The following is a 25,120-nucleotide window of genomic DNA, read 5'->3' as shown; positions in this document are numbered from 1 at the left end:
GTATCGTTAATCTAATTGTTCTATCTCTTCCTGAACTACATTTGTAGTATCAGGCAACGGTTTTTCAATCTTATACTTAAGCCTACTTACAGCCTGGTTACCATAAGTATTTCTGGGCTCCAGTGCCACTAGGTGCTGATAGGCCTGCAAAGACTTATCATATTGTCCGCTCCTTTCATAAGCACCAGCAAGAGTCATTAAATACCCTGGCTTGCCCTTGTAGCGGGTTGCCTTCTCCAGGTGCCTAAGCGAGGCATCTGTATCTCCCTGGTTATACCTCAACAAGCCCAGCTTGTAATGAGCCTCTTGTAAAGTATCAGTTAAGGCTACGGCTTTAGCAAATGAATAGGCTGCACTATCCTGCTTTTGCTCACCCTGGTATAGCAAACCTGTATAATACCACACCAGCCCATCTTTCTCTGCCTTCTCCCGGGCCTGCATTAAATATGGTTTCGCAGTAACATAGTCCCCCTTTGCCACATATAACCCTGCCAACTCGCGTTGCGGCTCCATAAACTCAGGCGCTTGCTCCAAAGCGAGCTTATAATTACGTATAGCCCTTGACGTATCTTTGGAGATTTCTGCCAGTCTACCTTTGTAATAGAAGGCAAACTCATCATAAGGAGACATTTGCTGCGCCTTGTCCAGGTAAGCCCTGGCCTGCTGGTAATCTTTCTGCTGCAGGTATAACTCACCAAGCAAGACATAGAGCGAACTACTTTGAAAGGAATTTCGCTCTGCCTGCAGCGCAAGAGGTAATGCTTCTTCAGGCTTGTTAAGGGCCCTCAAAATCTGTGCCTTTATAAAAAGGCTGAAAGGGTCATTCTTTGTAAGACTAACTGCTTTATTTGCGTCTGCTAAGGCTTCCTCCAATTCACCTTTTCGCAAGAAGACCACAGCTCTTCGGGTATACAAGCTGCCATCCCGTTTCGATTTTCTGATAGCCTCATTCAGATGCTTAAGCTGCCCTTCTGTATCCTCCTTCACCTCATTAAGGTTTACCATTTGCTCATGCTTACCTTCTTCAGCCTCACAACCAGCAAGAACCAAAGAAAACATAACAAACCCTAAAACGACATTCTTTACTGGCATAAAAGAAACTTCTGCACGTGAGTACCCTCTTATTTGCGCTAAATTAAGACATTTTCCCCAATTAGACACACCCCTCTTACACATGGCATCATACATGTACAAAATAAAAGCCTGCAACCATTAAGGGAGCAGGCTTTTATTTTGTACATGTATGATGCCTCAGCGTTTCTTCTTCTCCTGAAGCATTATTTTGCATCGCCTGCTAAGCTCTAGTTCTTCCTTCGTTTCAAGGTTAAGGGTTACAGCTTTCTCCAATATAGTTATACAGGCTGTTGTATCATTCATTTCGTTATAGATGCTCGCCAAGTCGTAATGGTACCTGATGTTATTTGGTTCGAACTTTATTGCATTCTCCATGGCATCAGCTGCATTCTTGTTTGTCACCACTTCACACAATCCCCCAAAAAAGAACTTTGATGCGGCTTTTTCAGCAAAATTCAGATTTGCCATTTTAAAGTACCAACGACCAAGTATATGCCAAGCGCCAGCATGCTCGCTATTATTATTTAAAGCAGCATCTAAGAACGATTTCACTTCATTGATACCAGTGAGCCTGTCTTTTGGCCCTGACACCATTGCCTGGCTGCTTAAAGCGAGTGCCATAACATAGTTAGCCTCAGCATCCGATGGGTCAAGCTCATATGCCATTTCAGCATACTGCCTCGCTTTATTAAAATGCTTAAGTTTTCGGGTTTCGTCTGAATAGCGGTCTCCTATGCGGCTATGCAGAAAGCTGGCTTTGCAAAGTGCTTCATAATTAGTGGCAGACGCAGCTATCACCTGTTCATACAACAGGAGTGCTTCGCTATCCTTGTAGTTGTTAAGCAATTTCTCGGCCTGTTGCAGTAGCTTTTCATTTTCTGATGAACTACCATCTGCCTTCAAGGCAGGACAGGCCACGCAAAGAAGAAAAACAATGATATATGCTTTATAAAGTCTTTTCATATACTTACACACCAAACAATCTACGGATATTATAAGACTTAAGCAAGAGAGGCTTCAGCTGAATCAGAACAGATCCAGCTGCTTTTTCTCTTTCAGGGCTTTCTTTTCCTGATCTTCATCTATACCTGCTTCTACGCTTTCAGCATCCAGATGTTGGGTACCGCTAAGTTTAGCGGCTTCTTCAGCCAGCTCCTTCAGCTCTGATGGAAGTGTAACCGGAGCTTTTTTGGACGCAGCTTTCTTCACCTTACCCTTATCCTCCTGCGGTTGTTCAACAACCTCCATCTTCGGCACCTCTACATCATATATCTTAAAGTAGTTTAGCTTATTACCCATTGCCTTCCAGCCTTTCACATCGATAAAGTCACTCAACAACAACTTCTCCGTTTCCTTTTCACCGCGTAAACTCATCTTATACTTAATACTTGCCAGCGGCTCAGGATGGGTAGAAACAGCCTCTAGCTTGGAGTTCTTGCTCTCAGAAATAAAAGTAAAGCGTTTTCCTACTGTGCTTGTCTCTATTTTAAAGCGCTTCACATAGTAAGTCTTGTTTTCACCGTCATAGTAAACTGCTGATACTACCAGCTCCGGTTCAAACTTCTGCAATACCTTTATTTTCTCTACAGTATAATGATTCGCCAGATCGAACGAAGTGAGCTCATAGCTACCATCTTCGTAGATCACCAATATCGTATCCTCTGTGTTGAAAGACCCCAGGTAACGTCCACGAGCCTCGGTATTTAATCTTCCGATTACCTCATCATAATAGATCTCACGGCCACCAAGCGTTGAATCACCAAGGCTCTTCTGAACCACCTTCTTCACAGGATATTTAGTAACAATATTACCGTTTGAGCCTTTGCCCTTGATCATCAGCTCTGCAAAGTCATAATCAAAAACCTTATTTCGCGCAGTAGACTGTGGAGCAAGCGTTATGGTTACCACCTCCGATTCTGAGTTTGGGTTAGCAGTCAGGTAATGAACTTTTGATCCCTTGTTTCCTTTTGTCAGATCGTATTCCTTATCGCGGGTAATGGACTTCACAGCAAATCGCTTTGCGAACGAAACACCGGTTTTACCGTCGACATAGATCATGTTATACACCATGTGCTCATCGTTCTTATTATAAACGCCGGCCATGACAATATCCTTGCCTACAAAAGTCTTGTCTGCGACTTTTGTTACGGTAAACTTGCCGTCTTTACGGAACACAATTATATCGTCCATATCAGAGCAGTCGCACACAAATTCATCTTTGCGGAGGCTGGTACCAATAAAACCATCTTTCGCGTTCATGTACAGCTTCTGGTTAGCAATAGCCACCTTCTGCGCCGTAATAACATCAAACGTCTTTATCTGTGTTTTACGGTCACGGCCTTGTCCATACTTTTTAAGCAGCCCCTCAAAATAAGCTATAGCGTAACGGATCAGGTTGGCCAGGTGATCATCAACCTCTGCCATCTCCTCCTCCAGCTTCTTGATATACTCATCCGCTTTAAAAGAGTCGAACTTAGATATTCGCTTAATCTTGATTTCTGTAAGGCGAATAATATCCTCTTCTGTCACTTCACGGCGTAAAAGCTTCTTGAATGGATCTAAGCCTTTATCAATAGCTTGCAGTACAGCTTCCCAGGTCTCGCACTCTTCGATATCGCGATAGATACGGTTTTCAATAAAGATCTTTTCCAAAGAAGAGTAATGCCATTTATCTTCCAGCTCAGCTTTACGAATCTCCAGCTCACGCTTCAGAAGATCAACAGTTTTAAATGTTGAAATCCGCAGCAGTTCATCCACACTCATGAAGTGAGGCTTATCATCTATGATAACACAGGTGTTAGGGGAGATGGAAACTTCACAATCCGTGAAAGCATAAAGTGCATCCATGGTAAGATCAGGGGATACACCGGAAGGCAGGTGCACCTGTATCTCCACATCAGCAGCAGTATTATCTATTACTTTTTTAATTTTGATCTTGTTGTTCTCGCTCGCCTTCACGATTGACTCCATCAGACCAGTAGTAGTGACGCCATATGGTACGTCACGGATAATGAGCATGGTCTTATCTACCTTCTCAATGGTGGCACGCACACGGATTTTTCCACCACGCATACCAGTGTTATAGTTCGTCACATCAACCTGTCCACCATTCGGGAAGTCTGGCAGTAAAACAGTGCTACGGCCTTTCAGTACATCTATAGAACCTTTGATAAGCTCCTTGAAGTTGTGCGGCATGATCTTAGTAGACAAGCCTACAGCAATACCTTCTACACCTTGCGCAAGCAACAGCGGAAATTTAACAGGCAGTGTAACCGGCTCATTTTTTCGTCCGTCGTAGCTAAGCTGCCACAAGGTTGTCTGTGGATTAAACACCACATCCAAAGCAAACTTAGAAAGACGTGCCTCTATATAACGAGGCGCCGCAGCACTGTCTCCTGTACGCACGTCACCCCAGTTTCCCTGCGTCTCAATCAAAAGATCCTTCTGACCCAGGTTTACCATGGCATCGCCAATAGAGGCATCACCGTGTGGGTGGTACTGCATAGTTTGTCCGATTACGTTAGCCACTTTGTTAAAGCGGCCATCGTCCATCTCCTTCATCGCATGCAGAATGCGGCGCTGCACTGGCTTCAGACCATCTTCAATGGCTGGCACAGCACGTTCCAGAATTACGTAAGAAGCATAGTCAAGAAACCAGTTCTCATAAAGACCGGCAACGGGGGTAACATTATGTATAACCTCATCATCGCCATCTGTAAACTCAACATGCAAATCGTCTTCTCTTTCCAGTTCGTTATTCAGTTCGTCGTTATGCATATATTTCTTCAACTATGTCTTTTTCAATCTTCAAATTATCTATAATGAAATTCTGGCGCTCAGGAGTATTCTTGCCCATATAATAGCTCAGTATTTTCTGTATAGTGGTGTCCTTCTGCAGGATCACTGGCTTTAGCTTAATGTTATCGCCAATAAACTTGCCGAATTCATCCGGAGATATTTCTCCAAGACCCTTGAATCGGGTAATCTCCGGTCTCTTTCCTAATTTCTGAACAGCTTCCTGCTTTTCGGATTCGTTGTAGCAGTAGATTGTTTCCTTCTTATTGCGCACACGGAAAAGTGGCGTCTCCAGGATATACACGTGTCCGTTTTTCACCAAGTCCGGAAAGAACTGCAGGAAGAAAGTAAGCAGCAGCAGGCGAATGTGCATGCCGTCCACGTCGGCATCGGTAGCAATCACCACACGGTTATAGCGCAGCCCATCGAGCCCTTCCTCAATATTTAGGGCATGCTGCAACAGGTTGAATTCCTCGTTCTCATACACTACTTTTTTCTTCAGGCCATAGCAGTTTAAAGGCTTACCTCTTAAGCTGAAAACAGCCTCTGTATCCACATTACGGGATTTCGTGATGGAGCCACTCGCTGAATCACCCTCTGTGATAAAGAGTGTGGTAAGCAAGTTGCGCTCGTCCTTATCTTCAGTAAAGTGCAGTCGGCAATCGCGCAGTTTGCGGTTGTGCAGATTTGCTTTTTTAGCGCGCTGGTTAGCCAGCTTTTTAACACCGGCCATATCCTTACGCTCACGCTCACTTTGCATGATGCGCTTCAGCAGGGCTTCTGCCGTAGCCGGATTCTTGTGCAGGTAGTTATCAAGGTGCTCCTTTACAAAGTCATTGATAAAGGCGCGAACAGCAGGTCCTTCAGGTCCCATTTCTATGGAGCCCAATTTTGTCTTGGTCTGCGATTCAAACACCGGCTCCTGTACCCGCAGGGAAATAGCACCTACGATAGAACCACGTATATCTGTGGCATCAAAATCCTTTTTATAGAAATCACGCACTGTTTTCACTACAGCCTCTCGGAAAGCCGCCAGGTGCGTACCACCCATTGTAGTATACTGTCCGTTCACAAAAGAATAATACTCTTCACCGTAGTCATTCCCATGTGTAAGCGCCAGTTCAATGTCATCTCCTTTTAAGTGAATGATCGGGTACCGCATACTCTCCTCGTCTGCTTTGTTCCGCAGGAGGTCAAGTAGTCCGTTCTCAGAGTAATATTTTTTACCATTGAAATTGATTGTCAGGCCAGCGTTTAGGTAAACGTAGTTCCATATCTGGTTCTCCAGGTAATCCGGATTGAACTGGTAATTTTTGAAGATAGTGTCGTCCGGGGTGAAGATAGTTAGCGTACCATTTCGCTGCGAAGTATCCTGAACCTCGATATCATCAGTCAATACGCCTCTCTCAAATTCAGCAGCCTTCACCTTGCCCTCACGTACTGATTGAATACGGAAATAACTGGATAAGGCATTTACCGCCTTTGTACCAACCCCGTTCAAACCAACAGACTTCTGGAAAGCTTTGCTGTCATACTTACCTCCTGTGTTGATTTTACTAACGCAGTCGATCACCTTACCCAGCGGAATACCACGGCCATAGTCCCTAACCTGTACCTTATGGTCAGAAATCTTTATGTCAATGGTCTTACCAAATCCCATAACATGTTCATCGATAGAGTTATCGACCACTTCTTTTACCAGGATGTAAATACCATCGTCTGATGAGGAACCATCTCCAAGTTTACCAATGTACATACCAGGTCTCAGCCTGATGTGCTCACGGGGTTCAAGTGACCTGATACTATCTTCAGTGTAATTATGCTCTAACTCTGCCATTCTGTAAGCGTAAGTGTAGTTGTTTAGGTAAAATCAATCGGAAAGATAAAAAAATAAAAGCGACACAGCGCAACATTTAGTTCCTGACCAGAACAAATCCCAATGCAAGGAAGTTGCTTGCTAAATTTATTAGTAAATATATGACTGGTCCTGAGGCTGTATCTTTTTCACAGCTATAGAACCATAAAATTAATGCTCTGGTTCATAAAAAACAAGGTTAATACTGATAAAGAAAGCCAATTTTTTTAGCAAAACAATATATAAAAACTTCTATTAATTAAGCAGTACTTTTACTTACTTTCGCTCCTGAAACAGCTGCTTTACTGAGTATCAAAATTATAAATGGAAATAAAACTGCCCCAGTACTTCAAATTTGTTATCATAATACTCGGCATCATTTTGCTGGTGTGGCTTCTACAGGCTTTTAAATCTGTACTCGTTCCCTTAGCCTTTGCTTTGCTTTTTTCTTTATTGCTGCTTCCACTTGCAAGGGACATGGAGCGTTTTCGCATACCTCGGCCTTTAGCTATTTTTTTCTGTATCATTTTAGTTGTATCAGTTCTGGGAACTGTTGTATGGTTCCTGTCCATGCAGCTGATCAGCCTTACTTCAGAGTTAGATACCATAGGCCAAAACATGGGCGACCTGGTGGACAAAGTGCAGGACTACCTTTATGTGAAGTTTGGGGTAGAACCTTCTGACCGTTCTGTGCTGATCCGAAATGCTATAGGAAGCTTGCAAAACATAACCACTAATTTCCTGGGCAGCACCATCTCTATGACAACCGGTGCACTGGCAGCATTTACCATAATCCCCATTTTTGTATTCTGCTTTCTATACTACCGGGATCACCTGGAGCAGTTCCTGTTCAAGTTTGTAACCAAAGACAGACGGGGTGGCTTGATTCAAACCGTAGTAACCATACAGCACGTTGTCCAGAGCTATATTTCAGGTTTAATGATCGTTATTTTTATAGTAGCGTTATTAAATTCTGCCGGCCTGCTGCTCTTGGGAGTCAAGTATGCTGTTTTCTTTGGAGTGTTCGCTTCTATCCTAACCATCATCCCTTACATCGGAATTCTTATTGGTGCTTTTGTTCCGGCTTTATTTACGCTGGCAACCACCGGTCATCTGATCGATGCTGTGCTTGTAGTGGCCGTCTTTATGTTCGTGCAGTTTTTGGAGGGCAATTTCATCACCCCTTTTGTGGTAGGCTCCAAAGTAAGTATTAATCCTTTTGCAGCCATTGTGGCGTTACTTATAGGTGGCGAAATCTGGGGAGCAGCCGGCATGATACTTTCTATTCCCTTCATTGCCATGCTAAAGGTAGTTTTTGATGCTTATCCGCCTCTTTCTCCTTTTGGTTTTCTACTCGCTGACATTGATGAGGTAAATCATAAAAAGCCAGGTCGCATAAGTACCTGGTTTAATGAAGTGTGGAACGGTATCTGGCATAGCAATAAGAAGGAAAACGAATAAATGCTAAAAATATTCGTGCTAACGGTTAAGCAGGTGCAGATTTGAAACGTAATACTAAAAATATTGGTTTAGGAGTAGAGCCATTGGCAGCAGCCAGTGCGCCGGAAGTAACGGACCTAAATCCAAACCACTTGTACGCCATAATTGACATTGAGACCACAGGCGGTCAGCCTGCTCAAGACAAGATCACAGAGATCGCTATTTTTATTCACGACGGTCAGCAGATAGTTGACAAATACAGCACGCTCGTAAACCCACAGCGTCCTATTCCATACTTCATTTCTCAGCTAACCGGCATTACTGATGAAATGGTACAGGATGCACCTAAGTTTTATGAGGTAGCCAAGGAAATCGTAGAATTTACGGAGGGCAAAGTTTTTGTTGCCCACAATGTCCGGTTTGATTACTCTTTCATCAAGAAGGAATTTGCCGATCTTGGCTTTACCTTTCAGCGCAAAACACTCTGCACCGTACGCCTTAGCCGTAAACTTATTCCAGGCCTTCCTTCCTATAGTTTAGGTAAGCTGTGTAAGAGCATAGAAATACCATTGCTCCAGCGGCACCGGGCTATTGGAGATGCTGAGGCCACTGCTAAACTTTTTGACAAGCTTATCAAGATCAACAGACCTGTTGTAGACGGAAACATGCATATGGCTGCAGAGACGTCGCAGGCCCTGAAGCAGGAAATTAAAACCTCACTTCTTCCCCCTAACATTTCCAAAGAACAGGTAGATGCTCTACCAATGGTACCAGGCGTATATTATTTCTACAATGAGCAGGGTGAGGTAATTTATGTTGGCAAAAGCATTAACATCAAGAAAAGAGTCATACAGCACTTCAACATTGATTATAAGAGCCGCAAGTCTCTTGACTTTAAAAATAACATAGCTGACATTTCTTACGAGTTGATGGGTAATGAGCTTGTTGCTTTGCTGTTTGAATCAGCTGAGATCAAGCGCATGAAACCGCAGTATAACCGCCAGCAGCGCAGAAGTGTGTTTAACACGGGTATATTCGTGTACGAGGACAGCAACGGTTATAAACGTATGACCTTTGGCAGCGTGAACAAGGCAGATGATAAGAGTATGACACCGCTTGTGGCACTCTCTAACCATTACAAGGCAAAAGGATTCCTGTTCCATAAAGTAGCCAAATATAACCTTTGCCAAAAGCTGTGCGACCTGTACAAAACCAACGGCGCCTGCTTTGATTACCAGGTACACCAGTGCCAGGGGGCCTGTATCGGCAAGGAATCTCCAGAAGAATACAATCAAAGGGTGGAGCAGGCTATAGACTCCTTCACGTATGAGCACAACAGTTTTGTTATCCTGGGCAAAGGTCGCGAACCTGGAGAAAAATCAGTGGTTGTAGTGGAACACGGCATTTACCTGGGGTTCGGGTTCATTGATGAGACTTTCTCAGCTTCTTCGCTCTCTGATTTCAGAGAAGTAATTACTAGATATAACGATAACAAGGATATCCAGCAGATTATTCGTGGGCACATGAGAAGCAAACATAAAGATAGAGTGATAGTCTTTGAATAATACTTACGGGGATAATATCAAAGGCTATTTTATCACCTGTTTCTTTTGATTTCCTGCTAAATCTGCTTTAATTATGATTTCAACTCTAGAAATTAATTAAAGAAGCTAAATGTGAGCGAAACAAAAACCAGATTCAGACCAGGCGTACTTCATGGAGAAGAGGTTTCCAACCTCTTCAAATATGCCAACGAAAATAACTTTGCACTTCCTGCCGTAAATGTAATCGGCACCAACTCTATCAATGCTGTTCTTGAAACAGCCAAGGCAGTTAACTCACCTGTAATCATTCAGTTTTCGCACGGTGGAGCTCAGTTCTTTGCTGGAAAAGGGCTCAGCAACGACAACCAGAAAGCTGCCATTGCAGGTGCCATATCCGGTGCGCAGCATGTACACCTGATGGCAGAGGCCTATGGCGTACCCGTTGTTTTACATACTGACCACGCTGCCAAAAAACTCCTGCCATGGATCGATGGCTTGTTAGACGCCGGTGAGAAGTATTATCAGCAACACGGAAATCCGCTGTACAGTTCTCATATGCTGGATCTCTCAGAGGAGCACATTCATGAGAATATTACAACCTGCGCCAGCTATTTAAAGCGAATGAATGCCATAGGCATGACCGTAGAGATTGAATTAGGTGTTACAGGTGGAGAGGAAGATGGCGTTGACAATACCGGCGTTGACAGCACGCGCCTCTACACGCAGCCAGAGGAGGTGGCTTTCGCTTATGAAGAACTCAAAAAAGTAAGTGACAGGTTTACCATTGCTGCCGCCTTCGGAAACGTACATGGGGTATACAAACCTGGTAATGTTGAGCTACGCCCGGAGATACTTAAAAATTCTCAGGATTACATTCAGCAAAAGTATGGAACCGGACCCAACCCTGTGAATTTCGTATTCCATGGCGGCTCTGGCTCAGAAAAACATCAGATAAAGGAGGCCATCTCGTATGGTGCCATTAAAATGAACATCGACACAGATATGCAATGGGCATTCTGGGAGGGGGTACGCAACTACTACGAAGGCAAGAAAGGCTACCTGCAGAGCCAGATTGGTAACCCGGATGGAGAAGACTCCCCAAACAAGAAATATTACGACCCGCGAGTTTGGCTACGTGAGGGAGAAAACAACTTTATTGAACGCCTGAAAGAAGCATTTACTGACCTGAATGCAAATAATAGAAACTAACTTGGCGTTTGCTTTAAACAGGAATGGCGAAGGGTACCCTTCGCCATTCCTGTTTAAAGCTGCACTTGATGTTCCTGCAACCATTTGAAAATTTCTTCAGTGTCCTCTTTACGGCAAAGTTCTGAGCCAGGCGTCATGGTTGCGGCTGTGCCGGCAGCTACCCCATACCGAACAACTTCATCCAGACTGCACCCTTTTGCCAGGCTCATCACCATTCCTGCAACCATACTGTCACCGGCGCCTACCGCACTTTTTTGCGGCACAGTTGGCGGTACAACATAGGTTATACCTTCCTTAGAAGCTAACATAGCACCGCGCGGCCCTAACGATACCACCAGTACTTTACACTTTCCCTCCTCCAGCACCTGCCTGGCTATTTCCTCTTGTTCAAGGGCGGAAATCTGATCTTTATTAGCAAGAGCAGCTAATTCACCTAAATTGGGCTTTAGCAGGTATACCCCCTCTCCTGCCGCCTTAAGTAGTGCCTCTCCCGATGTGTCAACGATTAGTCGAAACCCTCTTTTGTTTGCAATCTCAGCTAACTGCAGGTAAAAATTATCAGGCACTCCCGGAGGTAAGCTACCACTGGCTACAACATATTTAGGAAGTTCATCCTGCTTCATATTTTCTAGCTTTTCCAGGCATCGCTTCCATTCATTCTCATGTGTTTCCGGACCAGGCATGCCAAAACGGTACTGATTGCCTGTACTGTCTTCCATCACCATCAGATTCTCCCTGCTCCAGTTACGGGTCTTTACCGTCCAGTAATCTATTCCCTCTTCCTTTAGCAACTCACAAAGCTTTTCGCCCGCCGGGCCTCCTTCTAGAAACCAAGTACTGGACTTGCCGCCTAATTTCTTTATTGCCCTTGACACATTGATACCACCTCCACCGGGCTCAAAAACGGGTTGCTCACAACGTAATTTTTTTTCCGGCAGCACTTGATACACATGGGTGCTTTTATCTAAGGCTGGATTCAGGGTAATGGTGATTATTTCGTGCATATGCTGATTTTGAAGTTTCTTCTTGCCTTTGTAAAGCAATAGTTTTATCTCTTAATGTTAAATTCTTTATGATCACCGGTATTAAAAGTGTATACCTTGCCATCCATGCCTATCTGTACATCTTTGGTCCACCCTCTATCCAGGGTAATGATCATTTTCTCCTGCATAATCTGTAAGGAGAGCCAATGGCTCCTATAACGGATCTGAAAATTCAGACAGCCAAGTTCTTCCGGCAAAACAGGATTAAACCAAAGAACATCATCACGTATCTCTAAGCCAGTATAGCAGCGTTGTATTAGATCAACTGTGCCCGCCATCGCTCCTAAATGAATACCCTCCGGTGTGGTTCCTCCCTGCACATCTTCCACATCACTCATCAAGGCAATCTCAAAGTTTACCCAGGAGCGCTTACGGTCAGTACGGGCAAGTACCCAGGAGTGAACAATTTTACTTAACGTAGACCCATGGGAAGTTCTTGACTCATAGTAGGCAACATTGTCTGGTATACTTTCAGTATTAAAATTATAACCTAACCGGGTAAAAAGCTGCAGTAATTCCTCAGAAGAAAATAGATAGAACAGCATCATTACATCGGCTTGCTTGCTGGCCTTATAAGCATTTACATCTTTGTTTTCACTCTCCAGGATTCTGTCCAGTCGCATAGCTTCACCATACTTTTCCTTGTACGCTTCCCACGGAAATTCCTGTAACGCCTCATACCCCTCGAACTGGGCGATGATATCACTCTCGCCAATGAAAGGAACATACATACGCTGGCTGATATGCTGCCAGCGTTCCACATCGTCGGTTGAAATGGAACACTTATTCATCAACTCCTCAGTGCGGGACTGGTCAATTGTTTCAATAACCTGCAGGGCGCACTGGATCACCCAAACAGCCATTACATTAGTATAGGCATTATTGTTTAAACCCGGGCTGGTAGAGCCGGGATATTCTGTATGGTACTCATCCGGACCTACAACATTTCTGATTTCGTAGCGGCCTTTCTCCTGGCTGAAGATGGCAATGGTGGACCAGAATTGGGCAATCTCGAAAATCAGTTCCGCTCCATAAAAAGTTAAAAACTCTTTATCATGGGTGGCCTGATAATACTGCCACACATTGTATGCAATTGCCGCGTTTATATGACGCTGCAGAAAAGTATTATCTGGTATCCAACGTCCGGACTTTGGATTTAGATGGACGATCTGACTTTCTTCACGGCCATTACTTCCGCTTTGCCAGGGAAACATAGCCCCCCTGTATCCTGCTTCCAGCGCCGCGTATCGTGCTTCAGGCAAACGCCGGTAACGGTACATCAACAAAGCCCTCGTTAGGTCTGGAAGGCGCAGGTTCAGGTAAGGGAAAATGAACAGTTCGTCCCAGAATATATGTCCCCTATACGCCTCGCCGTGCAGTCCCCTTGCCGGAACACCAACATCGCGCCCGATAGAGTTGGGTGAAACGGTTTGTAAAAGGTGAAACACATGTAACCGCAGCACAGATTGCGCCTCTTTATTACATGTCAGTTCCAGATCGCACCGCTTCCACATTCGCTTCCATGCGCGACTACTGGCACTCAGCAGATGCTCAAAGTTCACTATCCGTTCTATGTTTCTCAACGCCTCCTGCAGCGGTTCAGATATAGCAAAGTCTCGGGAGGTGTAAATGAGTACTACCTTTTCAACCCCTATGGGCTGATTTTGGCTGCAGGTTATCTTTAGCACCTGCTCTACGTAATTATTCTCTGCTCTTGAATGGCGCTCCACCTCCTGCTTTTTTCCATCTGCCACAACAACTGTACGGGCAGCCTGAGCCATTCGAACTTTCGACTGCTTTGTTTGTACCAGAAGGTAAATGGATTCCTCGTCATACTGGTCTGCCCCTATGGGCTCAAGGTGCTCTCTCTCAAGGGAGCGATAGCGGGCTACACCACTGTTTGTTACCCGGCCATCCAGAGCTGTGCGAACCTCAATTTCTCCGGACCAGTTCAGCGGGGTAAGCTCCCAGACCTGTGCAGCCACATGAGGGTTAGCCATACTTACAAAGCGCCTGCTAACTAATCTTGTTTCACGGCCTTCTACATCTCTAAAGTGTATGTCCCGCCGTAAGACCCCCTCCTGCATGTCGAGTTCCTGGTAAAATTTTACCAGCTCAACCTTTTCCAGGCTGAACCAGTTACCTCCTGCATGCCTGAAGGTAAGGGGGAGCCAGTTCGGCCAGTTCACAAGGTCCTCATTTTCTACCTGTTTTCCTGCTACCTCTGAGATTGCTCTGTTGTACCCGCCTCCGAGGTAGGTACCCGGGTAATGCACTTTTTCATCCGCTTCTGCCTCCTCAAAGGCTCCTCTTGTTGCAAAGTACCCATTCCCCAGGGTACAAAGAGCTTCCCTTAGCGGCTGTTCTTCAGGAACCCAGTCTTCGTAAATAATCTCCCAATCAAGCATGCTACTCGTTCTTTAAATGATGTGTAAGTGATTCCAGGAATTTCTTCACCTCTTCCACATCTTTCAAATGATAAGATGCGGCAGTTCTGTCATCGTGTTCTCCTACCAGTATTCCCACACCCTGCCCCTGAAGTGAAGCAAAGGCATCTTCATCTGTTATGTCGTCACCAATATACAAGGGCACGATTTCCGGCTGGTTTAGCTTTAGCTCATCCATCAACCACAGTACAGCTCTTCCTTTGTGCCAGTCAAGGTTCGGCTTGAGCTCTATGATCTTTTTACCTAAACCTTCTTTTAACTCCGGATGCTTTTGAAGTACTTCTGCTGTTACTTTTTTCACCTTCTCTACCAGGTCATCATCGGCAACATTTCTATAATGCACGGCAATGGCATACCTTTTACGCTCCACCCATGCGCCTTCCACATCCTGTAGCTTATCCTTCAGCTCCTTATCTGCCTTTTCCAGAGCAGGCAAGGCTTCTTTTGCTCCACCCGGTTCTGTGTGCATATTATTTGGTCCGGAAATATCAAAGCCGTGGGAACCGGCAAAGTAAAGGTTATCCAGCTGCACAAAGTTTTCCACGTTAGCTCTGTCGCGACCACTTACCACTGCCACAAAACTTACCCTGGCTAGCTGCTGCAAAGTTTCGCGCATCTCCGGAGCCAGGAAAGCTTTATCAGGATCTTTAACAATTGGTGTCAGGCAACCGTCGTAATCAAGGAAAACAGCTGGCTTTTTACCCTTGAGCAGGTTTGAAATATCTTCTAAAGCTGACGGCAGTTCATTCGCTTCTCTTTTTTGTACAGTCTTCTCGTTTTGTTTATTCATAGTTCTTATGATGGGAATTTCTCAATCACCACGTCTGCTCCGTGGTCTAAAAGTTCAGTAGGATTATTTGTACGGTCTACACCAACAACTAAAGCGAAGCCTCCTTGTTTGCCAGCTTCCACCCCAGCCAGGGCATCCTCAAATATGGCAGACTCCCAAGGTTGCACCTGCAGCTGCCTGGCGGCCTCCAGAAACACATCGGGCGCAGGTTTTCCTTTTAACCCCAGTTCAACTGCAACTACTCCATCTACGCGCACTTCAAAAAGGTGCTCAATTCCCGCTGACTCCAGTATTGCTTTACAATTCTTGCTAGCTGAGATCACGGCGGTTCTTAGTCCTTTCCCCCGTTGTTTCTTCAGCCATTCCACCGTATCCTGGTATACATCTACCCCCTCCTGCCGCACCACTTCCTGAAAGTACGAATTTTTAAGGTTACCCAAACCAGCAACGGTCTCCTTGCCTGGTTCGTCAGTAGGCGCACCTTCCGGCAGTACTATACTGCGGGAAGCAAGGTAATTACGCACCCCATCGTAACGAGGTATACCATCAACGTACTGGCGGTAATCCGTTTCTATTTGCAGAGGTTTATAAATCTTCCCTTCTCGTTTTCCACGCTCCTCAAGATAGTCGTCAAACATCCTTTTCCAGGCATGTGCATGAACACGTGCAGTTTGCGTTATCACACCATCCAGATCGAATATGAGTGCTTTGATGTTTCTTTCTTTTAACAGCTTTTCTATACTTTTTTCCATGTGTATTGTTATAAACATGCTAAAAATTAAGGCATCAATTGCTCAGCGCTCACTTATGGCTTCTTCTATTTCCTGCCTATCCTTGACCTCTCGTGTCCTTTCCAGTTGTTTTTCCTCCGGACTTACATCTTCAAGCTTCCCAAAGCGAATGCGTTTGTAAATTTCTGCAAACCATATAACAGAAGAAGATAACACCAGGATTACAATAAGATCAAGAATAGGTAACTCTTCAAACCGGAAAATACCACTTAATAAAGGCGTGTAAATAACTATAAGCTGCAGCCCCAGCGATACAAGAAAACAAATGTTTATGTACTTGTTACTGAAAGGACCGATTGTGAAGAGAGATCGATTAAGGGACCTCATATTGAAAGTGTTAAAAACCTGTGTCATGGCTATCACCAGAAAAACACCTGTTCGAGCTATTGTATCTCCCTTTGGTAGGTAGTAAGCAAACGTGGCAAGAGATAAGCCAACCATTACCACACTCATGAGGAGCAGATAGGGTATTACACTTTTGTCCAGGATATTCACTTCTCTTACAACTGGCTTCTGCTTCATTATTTCACCATGGCCACGCTCAGCGGCCAATCCAAGTTCCATTACACCGTCTGTCACCAGGTTTACCCAAAGAATCTGGGTGGCGGTAAGCGGGAAAGGCCAGCCTATAGCCATGGCAATAATGAACACCGCCACAAAAGCAAAGTTGGTAGTGAGAAGGAAAAAACTTGTTTGCCGTACATTCTGGAATACGATGCGGCCTTCGCGAATAGCTCTGACAATAGTTGAGAAATTATCATCTGACAGCACGATATGAGCAGCATCTTTGGCAACGTCTGTTCCCCGTATACCCATGGCGATGCCAACATCAGCACGCTTTAATGCTGGGGCATCATTTACGCCATCGCCAGTCATCGCTATCAGGTGGCCTTTGTCCCGCATATGTTCTGCTATGCGCAGCTTTGTATCAGGGCTCACCCTTGCAAAAACAGATACATTATCTACCAGTTCATCAAATCTTTTGTCATCAACGTCCAGTTCATTCTCCTCAAGTGCATCTGGATAATCCCCCGTCTTTTCGGCTGTTTCCAGTATGCCTACTTCCCGGGCAATGGCAGCACCGGTCTTTTTATGATCGCCTGTTACCATCATCACCCGGATGCCAGCTGACTTACATGCTGCTATAGCTTCCTTTACTCCTTGCCTTGGCGGATCGACTATTCCTGTCATACCTATCCACACCAGGTCATGGACATCATCCGCCTTCAGATCATTTGATGCACCTTCCGCTTCTCTATAGCCCAGTGCCAACACGCGCATCGCTTTGTCTGCCCACTCGTCCATCCTGGCTTCTATCTGACCACGTGATTCCTCCGAAAGCTCCTGCGGCCCCTCTTTTATCAGAACTTTTGTACTCAGTTGCAGCACTTTCTCCGGGGCTCCTATTGTTAATATTTCCCGCTTACCCTTATTTTCAATCAGTGTAGCCCTAAACTTTTGTTCGGAATTAAAGGGAAGATCATCAAGCACTTCTACAACCTCATCATGCTCATCCGCAACGCCGCCTCCCTTCTTTGCCAACACCAGCAGCGCCACTTCTGTTGGATCACCTGAAACCTCCGGTTCTTCACTTTCCTCCTCACTCCCTTTGTTTTTCTTCTGCTCATTTGCACCATCACCCAAACGGGCATTATTGCAGGTTCCGGCAACGAGTAAAAGCTTAGCTAAAACAGGATTGCCGGAAGTATTTTCCTCCTCCTGCTTATTGCCTATCTCACCTTCCAGGGAATAACCGCTCCCCGATACTTCTAGCGCTGTACCGTCTCCTAAATACACCTCTTTCACGGTTAGTATGCTTCTGGTAAGCGTGCCTGTTTTATCGGTAAGGATTACGGAAACAGAACCCAGCATTTCAGTAGCTGTGAACTCGCGGATGATGGCATTTTGTTTAGCCATTCTCTTTGCTCCTATGGCCAGCACAATGGAAATAACGGCGGGCAGCCCTTCGGGAATAGAGGAAACAAGTGTGGCTACAGTTACTAGCAGCACCTCTTCAAAAGCAAAGTCTCTTACATAGTAACCAAGAATAAAAACGATAATGGAGGTAACAATGGATATGACAGCCATTTGTTTCCCGAGCCGTTCCGTTTTTTTTCGAAAATTGGTGGAGGTGGTTTTGATATCACCCAGTGACTTGGAAATTTTGCCGATCTCTGTGTTGGCCCCCGTTCCCGTTATAACCGCGGTGGCAGCACCCCGCGCAACATGAGTCCCTTTCCAGAGCATATTGGTACGATCACCCAGATTTGTATTTTCCTCGAGAGGCTCTGTGCTCTTCTCTATAGGCAGGGACTCACCTGTTAAGGAAGCTTCTTCGGTCTGCAGGCTTTTACTGGACAGGATGCGGGCATCAGCAGGTATACCGTTGCCTTCCTCTAAAGTGATCACATCTCCGGGCACCAGTTCTCTTGCCTCTACCGTTTTTGCCTTGCCGTCACGTAGTACCGTTGCCTCCTGCTTTATCATGCTTTTTAAAGCAAGAATGGCCTTCTCTGCCCGGTACTCCTGGAAGAAGCCCAGTACAGCATTGAACATGATTACGCCGAGTATCACATACACATCTACCATATGATCGGCGTACCAGGCCACTCCTGCTGCCAGAAGCAGGATAAGGATAAGAAAGTCTTTAAACTGCTTCAGGAACAGAATAAAAGGATTTATGCCCTCCTTACCAGTTAGCTCATTTGGCCCTACTTCCTGCAGGCGCTGCTGTGCTTCTTCCTGCGTTAAGCCTTCTTTCCCCGCCTTTAGCTTTTCAAGGGTTTCCTCTGCTGAAATACTGTGGAAGGGATACTTCTGATCTAAGGCCATTGCTGTTTACTACGTTGAGGGAAAGTGATCTGATGCAGCAGGGCCTCTCCTAGGGAATTCCTTCGGTGCGCTCATGTGGGGGAATATATGGCCCTTGCTCTGGCCTTGTGGCTCTGTTGTCGCCGCCAGTAATATAGCCTGTTGGTCCGGGAGGTGTTCGTTTTCCTTCATCCTCCCGTAATACTCCCTTTTTACCCGTTTTCTTATTTTGGTTCTCTTCTTTGTCTTTCATTTTTTTCAAATTACAGGTGTAGAAGCCTTACTTGAATTTGCGTCAACTTCTTTAACGAATTCTTCTTTCTGCTTCTACGATATTTTTGATGCCTTGGGCAATCGCGTCCGGGTTGAAGGAGATACTGTCTATGCCCTGCTCCACCAGAAACTGCGTTACCTCAGGATAATCGCTTGGCGCCTGACCACAAAGCCCGATTTTCCGACCATTAGCCTTGGCTGCTTTTATGGCCATTGAGATCATTTTTTCAGCTGCCGGATCACGCTCGTTAAATAGCTTACTGATTGTAGAAGAATCTCTGTCAATACCCAAAGTAAGTTGAGTCAGGTCGTTTGAACCAATAGAGAATCCGTCAAAAATGGCAGCAAACTCTTCCAGAAGAACAACATTGCTCGGCACCTCGACCATCATGTATAATTCCAGCCCCTGCTCTCCCTGCTTTAACCCCTGGTCAGCCATTATCTCCACCACTTTCCTGGCTTCTTCCACTGTGCGGCAAAAAGGAATCATGAGTTTCACATTTGTAAGTCCCATATCATCCCGAACCATGCGCATGGCCTGGCACTCCAACTCAAATCCTTCTTTGTAAGCTTCATGGTAATAACGGGAGGCACCCCTGAAACCAAGCATTGGGTTTTCCTCCTGCGGTTCGAACTGAACACCGCCAAGTAGATTAGCATACTCATTACTCTTGAAATCACTCATTCTGACAATCACATCCCGTGGATAGAAAGCAGCTGCAATTGTAGCCACTGCCAGAGCCAGGCGCTCTACAAAATAAATTGCAGGAGTTTCATAGCTAGAGGTCAACGCTTTGATTTTCTTCTTTGCTTCCTTGTCTTTTAACTCATCATACTTCAGCAAAGCCATAGGATGTGCTTCTATGCTGTTATTAATGATGAATTCCAGTCGCATGAGTCCTACACCTGCCACCGGGTACATCGCGTATTGAAAAGCCTGCTCCGGGTCACCAAGTATAAGCATTGGCTGGGTTTTAGGCTCGCCAAGCTCCTGCAGATCAATCTCATCCTCCTCCCATTCCAGCTTACCTTTATATACCTTACCTTCCTCGCCTTCGGCACAGGAAACCGTTACCTCCTGCCCGTCTTTTATACTTTTGGTAGCATTTACAGTGCCCACAACGGCTACAGCACCTAACTCGCGGGCAACAATGGCCGCGTGGCTTGTTCTTCCCCCACTATCTGTTACAATTGCGGAGGCCTTTTTTAACACCGGGTCCCAGTCAGGATTTGTAATACCCGTAATTAGTACATCGCCTTTCTGCAGCTTGTCAGTTTCTTTAGGAGAATGTAAAAGGCGCGCTTTACCTGCGGCAATTTTATCCCCTATGGCATTTCCGGTAGTGATTACTTTCCCGTTTGAAGTGAGGTGATATGTTTTAATAGTAGTTTTCCTCTTGCTGCCATGTACTGTCTCAGGTCGTGCCTGCACGATGAACAGCTCCTGGGTTCTGCCATCCTTTGCCCACTCTATATCCATGGCCTTGCCGTAATGCTCTTCGATAAGTAATGCCCATCTGGCAAGCTTTGTTATTTCATCATCATTTAGCACCCACTGCTTTTGTCTTTTTGGAGGAGTAGGAATATTTCTGGTTGTGTCACTTTTGCCCGCTTTGGCAGCAGCTGTCGTTCCGGTGCTATTTTTATCTTTACCAGAGGCGTATACCATAGTTTGCTCCTTAGCTCCCATCTTTTTTGAGATGATAGCACGCTTGTTTTTCCTGAGGCCTTCCTTAAAGACGTAGAATTCATCAGCGTTAACAGCGCCTTGCACCACGTTATCCCCTAAGCCCCAGCTACCAGTAACAAAAATAACACTAGTAAGGCCGCTCTCCGGGGCTATGGTAAAACATACGCCGGCACTTGCTTCATCAGAGCGCACCATACGTTGCACCCCAGCCGATAACGCTACCTGCATGTGTTCAAAGCCATTATCAACCCTGTATTTGATTGCTCGGTCGTTAAATAGCGAAGCATAACAGTTCTGACAGGCTTCTACTACTTTATCAGCTCCTCTGATATTGAGAAAGGAATCGTGCTGGCCTGCAAAACTTGCTTCGGGTAAATCTTCAGCCGTAGCACTGCTTCTTACCGCTACTGCAGACAATCCCTCTTCCTCCTGCTCTAATTCTCGGTATGCCTGTCGTATTGCTGTAGCAACGTCATCAGGCATTTTGGCTTTGAGAATTAGTTGGCGGGCCTTTTTACCAATCTTTTGCAGATTAGAAAACTCGTGAATGTCCAGGGAGTCGAGTAACGCCCGAAGCGGCTGCTCCAGGTTGTTATCGTGCAGAAATTTATTGTAGGCTTCCGCAGTTGTGGCAAAACCATTTGGAACAAGAATGCCTTTCCCTCCTAACTGCTGTATCATTTCACCGAGTGAAGCATTTTTACCACCTACTTTAGCAGTATCCTTATTGTTTAACTTTTTAAATGGTTCTACATATACCGGCATAAGCATTCGAGATAAAATGTTTTTATTAAACTTTTACTACGAATAAAGCAAAAATGCGGTGTTATTATTTGGTAACAGTAGCCGGGCAGTAAGTAACTGAAGCGAATTATAACTATTTTGCAGATAATTGAATCTGACTGACGTGTCACAGCTCCCTCTCCGGTAAAAAGATTCTGCGCAACCCGAAGAGGTAAATAAGAGTAGTTGAGCCCGGACAGGAATAACATCCACATCAATAAACTATGTTGAAGAATTACTCCCCAACCCATACTGAAGCCTGGAAAAAACTACAGGCACACTTTGAGCAGGTTAAGCCGAAGCACCTTCGCGAAATGTTTGCAGAAGACCCGAAGCGTTTTGAAAAGTTTACCTATAAAGTAGAGGATACGCTGTACGATCTTTCAAAGAACCGCATAACAACAGAGACCATTAAACTACTAACACAGCTGGCAGAAGAAATGGAACTGCCTGCTGCCATCGAAAGCATGTTCAGGGGTGAAAAAATAAATGCCACAGAAGGACGTGCAGTACTGCACACGGCCCTGCGTAATTTCACAGACGAGAAGCTTGAAGTTGAAGGGGAAAATGCCCTGCAAGAGGTACGCGATGTGCTCCAGCAGATGAAAGTCTTTTGTGATAAGTTACATAGCGGCGAGTGGAAAGGCTACACCGGGAAGCCTATAAACCATGTAGTGAACATTGGCATAGGTGGCTCGCACCTGGGACCCCAGATGGTTACAGAAGCTTTAAAGAAGTTTCAAAAGCCAAATATCGAGCTGAGCTTCATTTCTAATGTGGATGGTACGGATGCCGCCGAGGTACTGCGTAAATTAAACCCGGAAACCACACTTTTTATCATTGCCTCCAAAACCTTTACTACCAAGGAGACTTTAGCCAATGCCCACACCTCCCGTGACTGGTTCCTGGAGAAAGCTGGAGAAAAGGAGCATATCAAAAAGCATTTTGTTGCTTTATCCACCAACACCGAGGCTGTAGAGGAGTTTGGCATTGCCCCAGAAAACACCTTCCGCTTCTGGGATTGGGTTGGTGGCCGTTATTCCCTATGGTCTGCCATTGGCTTATCGATCGCAGCTGCTATTGGGTACGAAAAGTTTGAAGAATTACTGAAAGGTGCCGAGGCCATGGACAAGCACTTCCGCAAAGCCCCACTTCACCAGAACGTTCCGGTATTAATGGGACTCCTGAGCATCTGGTATACTAATTTTTTTGGCTGTGAAACGCACGCTGTCTTACCATATGATCAGTACCTGCGCCTGTTGCCTGAATACCTGCAGCAGTTGCTCATGGAGAGCAACGGCAAGAGTGCCTCACGTAACGGAGATGAGATAAATTACCAGACGCAGCCTGTCATATGGGGAGCCGCCGGCACCAATGGCCAACACTCTTTCTTCCAGCTGATTCACCAGGGTACAATTTTGATACCTTGTGATTTCATTGCCCCTGTTGTGAGCAATAACCCGATAGGTCAGCACCACCCGATGCTGCTCTCTAATTTCTTTGCCCAGACAGAAGCCCTGATGAAGGGAAAAACAAAGGAGGAAGTAGAACAGGAGCTGCGCCAAAAAGGTAATCTGAGCGATGATGAGATTTCTGAACTGGCTCCGCACAAAGTTTTTGAAGGCAACAAACCGACAACTTCTATCATGCCACATCAAGTCACTCCATTCTCCCTTGGAAGCCTGATTGCCATGTACGAGCACAAGACTTTTGTGCAAGGGGTGATCTGGAATATTTACAGCTTCGACCAATGGGGTGTAGAATTAGGCAAACAGTTAGCAGGTAAAATTGAAGAGGAGCTTTTAAGTGGTAAACAGGCAGAGCATGACAGTTCTACGGCTGGATTAATTGCTTATTACAACAAGAACCGCACAAAATAGAGTTAAGAGATATGAGTTAAGAGTTTATATTCCGTATGATGAATAGTCGGCAAAGTAAACTCTTAACTTGCACCCCTTAAAATAATTAAATCTGATGGTCCTGAAGCGCCCGGTCTTGCTGTTGCTCGTTATGATACTGCTAAGCAGCTGTGCCGACGACAACTTTTTTCAGGAAGACGCCTTGGTTCAACCTGAAGAAACTAGGTATAAAATTACCTCAGGATCTGACAGTGTCTGGGTGGTTGCCGGCAGGCACTATGACCGTAGCGGATTTCACCGCTTCTTTTGGGGCGACCATAACCGTAAAATCTGGAGTACCCCCGTAAAGCTGCCTGTCTTTCATTTAGATTCTGTAGCAGGCGGCTTAAAGGTGATAAAAAAAGGAGGAGGCTACCAGACTACCAGCTTTCACCTCCAGGATGACAAAGGACGACTGTATGCCTTTCGCTCCGTTGATAAAGATCCCATACATGTAGTCAGCAAATTCTGGCAACCTACTTTTGTGAGCAACATACTCCGGGATCAGATATCTGCTGCCAATCCATATGGTGTTCTTGTTGTTCCTGAATTAGCCGAGGCTGTTGGCGTACATCACACAAACCCCACCCTGTACTATGTTCCTAAAAAGGGTAACGGTTTTGGTGAATTCTCCTCAGATGTAGGAGGAAAAGTATTCATGCTCGAAGAGAAGTATGAAGAAAAAGTAGACCTCACAGCTCCATTTGTTAAAGCTGTTGACTTTGAAGATTCACATGATGCCTTGCGCGAGCGCTTTCAGGAAAATACGCACCATTTTGACCAGCGTGCCTTTGCCAGAGCCCGGCTCCTGGACGTGCTGATTGGTGACTGGGATAGACACAAAGGTCAATGGGACTGGGCCGTAAGAAAAGATGGACATGACACCTACTATGTACCTATCCCCAGAGACCGTGACCAGGTATTTATGAAGATGGGAGACGGACTGATTCCCTCTATTGCCACCAGCAAAATTATGGCCCGTAAGTTTCATTCCTTCGACCATGATTTCAGTGATGTGAAAGCCTATATGATCAATTCAAGGTTTCTGGATGAACGTTTGCTGAATGAACTGACATTATCCGAATGGCAATCTATTGCGAAGAAGATGCAACAGCAGTTAACTGACAAAGTTATTGAAAACGCTGTACAGCAGCTTCCTACTCCGATTTTCTCCCTAATAGGTGAAGAGCTGGCACAGGATTTAAAATCAAGACGGAATCTTCTGGATAAAGCAGCTACTAAGATGTATAATATTTTAGCTGAGTCGGTAACAATAGCTGGCACAGATCAGGAAGAGCGGTTTGTGGTAAAGCGACTTGATAATGAAAGGACAGAAGTGAGTCTTTACAGAAAAGCTGATAATGGTGTGCCTGCCAAACGTTTCTACCATCGCATATTTTACCGCAATCAAACAGAACTGATTAAGCTCTATGGCTTAGGAGATGATGATGAATTCATACTTACTGGAAATGTTGAAGAAGGGATAATGGTGAAGATATATGGAGGATTAGGGGCCGATGTGATAACGGACAGTTCCAGCGTTCAGGGCTGGAAAAAATACACCCAGATCTATGACACCGAACGGGGAAATGAGATTATTTTCGGAACCGAGGCAAAAGACAAAACTACCCGGGATGTAAGGGTTCATGCTTTCGACAGGGAAGGCAACTGACTCTT

Annotated in this window: 16 protein-coding genes; 5 read left to right on the top strand and 11 right to left on the bottom strand. The window is 45.2% G+C overall.

Translation table 11 applies throughout. The annotated features are described in order from the left end of the window. Positions 1–6 precede the first annotated feature (6 nt). The 4 genes from ACFSRY_RS16480 to ACFSRY_RS16465 all read right to left on the bottom strand — a co-directional run bounded on the left by ACFSRY_RS16480 (position 7) and on the right by ACFSRY_RS16465 (position 6,706). The gene (locus ACFSRY_RS16480) at positions 7–1,092 is read right to left on the bottom strand and encodes a tetratricopeptide repeat protein (protein ID WP_377510268.1); all 1,086 of its coding nucleotides are present in this window, start codon (positions 1,090–1,092) and stop codon (positions 7–9) included. Between the two features lie 159 nt (positions 1,093–1,251). Beyond that, on the bottom strand, positions 1,252–2,037 hold the full coding sequence (locus ACFSRY_RS16475; protein ID WP_377510265.1) for a hypothetical protein: 786 nt from the start codon (positions 2,035–2,037) through the stop codon (positions 1,252–1,254). 63 nt (positions 2,038–2,100) lie between these two features. After that, positions 2,101–4,851, bottom strand: coding sequence for a DNA gyrase/topoisomerase IV subunit A (locus ACFSRY_RS16470; protein ID WP_377510262.1), 2,751 nt, complete (start codon positions 4,849–4,851; stop codon positions 2,101–2,103). After that, on the bottom strand, positions 4,844–6,706 hold the full coding sequence (locus ACFSRY_RS16465) for a DNA topoisomerase IV subunit B (protein ID WP_377510259.1): 1,863 nt from the start codon (positions 6,704–6,706) through the stop codon (positions 4,844–4,846). The genes ACFSRY_RS16470 and ACFSRY_RS16465 overlap by 8 nt, the downstream gene beginning before the upstream one ends. A 342-nt stretch (positions 6,707–7,048) precedes the next feature. Here ACFSRY_RS16465 and ACFSRY_RS16460 point away from each other — a divergent pair, with 342 nt between their 5' ends. From ACFSRY_RS16460 to fbaA, 3 genes are all read left to right on the top strand, one after another. Continuing rightward, positions 7,049–8,185 (top strand): AI-2E family transporter, encoded by a 1,137-nt coding sequence (locus ACFSRY_RS16460; protein WP_377510256.1) that lies wholly within the window; start codon positions 7,049–7,051, stop codon positions 8,183–8,185. Positions 8,186–8,226: 41 nt separating this feature from the next. Then, positions 8,227–9,729: an exonuclease domain-containing protein gene (locus ACFSRY_RS16455; RefSeq protein WP_377510253.1), complete on the top strand. Its 1,503-nt coding sequence runs from the start codon at positions 8,227–8,229 to the stop codon at positions 9,727–9,729. 111 nt (positions 9,730–9,840) lie between these two features. Next, complete coding sequence (fbaA, locus tag ACFSRY_RS16450) at positions 9,841–10,917, top strand: class II fructose-bisphosphate aldolase (RefSeq protein ID WP_377510250.1); 1,077 nt, start codon at positions 9,841–9,843, stop codon at positions 10,915–10,917. Positions 10,918–10,970: 53 nt separating this feature from the next. Here the strand turns inward: fbaA and ACFSRY_RS16445 are convergent, their stop codons facing one another. Genes ACFSRY_RS16445 through ppsA form a run of 7 tightly spaced genes read right to left on the bottom strand, consistent with a single transcriptional unit; the run spans position 10,971 to position 21,527 of the window. After that, a complete protein-coding gene (locus ACFSRY_RS16445; protein ID WP_377510247.1) occupies positions 10,971–11,921 on the bottom strand; it encodes a 1-phosphofructokinase family hexose kinase in 951 nt (316 codons plus the stop codon). Between the two features lie 44 nt (positions 11,922–11,965). Beyond that, positions 11,966–14,368 carry a glycoside hydrolase family 65 protein gene (locus tag ACFSRY_RS16440; protein ID WP_377510244.1) on the bottom strand — a complete coding sequence of 801 codons (2,403 nt, stop codon included), beginning with the start codon at positions 14,366–14,368 and terminating at the stop codon, positions 11,966–11,968. A 1-nt stretch (position 14,369) separates the two neighbouring features. After that, on the bottom strand, positions 14,370–15,197 hold the full coding sequence (otsB, locus tag ACFSRY_RS16435) for a trehalose-phosphatase (protein WP_377510241.1): 828 nt from the start codon (positions 15,195–15,197) through the stop codon (positions 14,370–14,372). Between the two features lie 5 nt (positions 15,198–15,202). Then, positions 15,203–15,949, bottom strand: a complete 747-nt coding sequence (locus ACFSRY_RS16430; RefSeq protein WP_377510238.1) for an HAD family hydrolase — start codon at positions 15,947–15,949, stop codon at positions 15,203–15,205. Positions 15,950–15,991: 42 nt separating this feature from the next. After that, a complete protein-coding gene (locus ACFSRY_RS16425) occupies positions 15,992–18,820 on the bottom strand; it encodes a cation-translocating P-type ATPase (RefSeq protein ID WP_377510235.1) in 2,829 nt (942 codons plus the stop codon). Positions 18,821–18,869: 49 nt separating this feature from the next. Next, complete coding sequence (locus ACFSRY_RS16420; RefSeq protein WP_377510232.1) at positions 18,870–19,052, bottom strand: hypothetical protein; 183 nt, start codon at positions 19,050–19,052, stop codon at positions 18,870–18,872. 51 nt (positions 19,053–19,103) lie between these two features. Next, positions 19,104–21,527: a phosphoenolpyruvate synthase gene (gene ppsA, locus ACFSRY_RS16415; protein WP_377510229.1), complete on the bottom strand. Its 2,424-nt coding sequence runs from the start codon at positions 21,525–21,527 to the stop codon at positions 19,104–19,106. Between the two features lie 242 nt (positions 21,528–21,769). On the opposite strand from ppsA, the gene pgi reads away from it, so the two are divergent. Together pgi and ACFSRY_RS16405 are read left to right on the top strand one after the other, a co-directional pair. Then, entirely contained in the window at positions 21,770–23,425 is a 1,656-nt protein-coding gene (gene pgi, locus ACFSRY_RS16410; protein WP_377510225.1) for a glucose-6-phosphate isomerase, read from the top strand. A gap of 94 nt (positions 23,426–23,519) precedes the next feature. After that, on the top strand, positions 23,520–25,115 hold the full coding sequence (locus tag ACFSRY_RS16405) for a hypothetical protein (RefSeq protein ID WP_377510222.1): 1,596 nt from the start codon (positions 23,520–23,522) through the stop codon (positions 25,113–25,115). Positions 25,116–25,120: the final 5 nt, after the last annotated feature.

Source organism: Pontibacter locisalis (genome assembly GCF_042684605.1).
GTDB classification, from domain to species: domain Bacteria; phylum Bacteroidota; class Bacteroidia; order Cytophagales; family Hymenobacteraceae; genus Pontibacter; species Pontibacter locisalis.
Note: the sequence above shows the minus strand (reverse complement) of the source record. Positions and strands in the feature narration are given on the sequence as shown.

Excerpts from the sequence above, each read along its gene's own strand:
- ACFSRY_RS16480 (WP_377510268.1), bottom strand. The coding sequence starts at position 1,092 with ATGCCAGTAAAGAATGTCGTTTTAGGGTTTGTTATGTTTTCTTTGGTT.
- ACFSRY_RS16475 (WP_377510265.1), bottom strand. The coding sequence starts at position 2,037 with ATGAAAAGACTTTATAAAGCATATATCATTGTTTTTCTTCTTTGCGTG.
- ACFSRY_RS16470 (WP_377510262.1), bottom strand. The coding sequence starts at position 4,851 with ATGCATAACGACGAACTGAATAACGAACTGGAAAGAGAAGACGATTTG.
- ACFSRY_RS16465 (WP_377510259.1), bottom strand. The coding sequence starts at position 6,706 with ATGGCAGAGTTAGAGCATAATTACACTGAAGATAGTATCAGGTCACTT.
- ACFSRY_RS16460 (WP_377510256.1), top strand. The coding sequence starts at position 7,049 with ATGGAAATAAAACTGCCCCAGTACTTCAAATTTGTTATCATAATACTC.
- ACFSRY_RS16445 (WP_377510247.1), bottom strand. The coding sequence starts at position 11,921 with ATGCACGAAATAATCACCATTACCCTGAATCCAGCCTTAGATAAAAGC.
- ACFSRY_RS16440 (WP_377510244.1), bottom strand. The coding sequence starts at position 14,368 with ATGCTTGATTGGGAGATTATTTACGAAGACTGGGTTCCTGAAGAACAG.
- otsB (WP_377510241.1), bottom strand. The coding sequence starts at position 15,197 with ATGAATAAACAAAACGAGAAGACTGTACAAAAAAGAGAAGCGAATGAA.
- ACFSRY_RS16430 (WP_377510238.1), bottom strand. The coding sequence starts at position 15,949 with ATGGAAAAAAGTATAGAAAAGCTGTTAAAAGAAAGAAACATCAAAGCA.
- ACFSRY_RS16425 (WP_377510235.1), bottom strand. The coding sequence starts at position 18,820 with ATGGCCTTAGATCAGAAGTATCCCTTCCACAGTATTTCAGCAGAGGAA.
- ACFSRY_RS16420 (WP_377510232.1), bottom strand. The coding sequence starts at position 19,052 with ATGAAAGACAAAGAAGAGAACCAAAATAAGAAAACGGGTAAAAAGGGA.
- ppsA (WP_377510229.1), bottom strand. The coding sequence starts at position 21,527 with ATGCCGGTATATGTAGAACCATTTAAAAAGTTAAACAATAAGGATACT.
- pgi (WP_377510225.1), top strand. The coding sequence starts at position 21,770 with ATGTTGAAGAATTACTCCCCAACCCATACTGAAGCCTGGAAAAAACTA.
- ACFSRY_RS16405 (WP_377510222.1), top strand. The coding sequence starts at position 23,520 with ATGGTCCTGAAGCGCCCGGTCTTGCTGTTGCTCGTTATGATACTGCTA.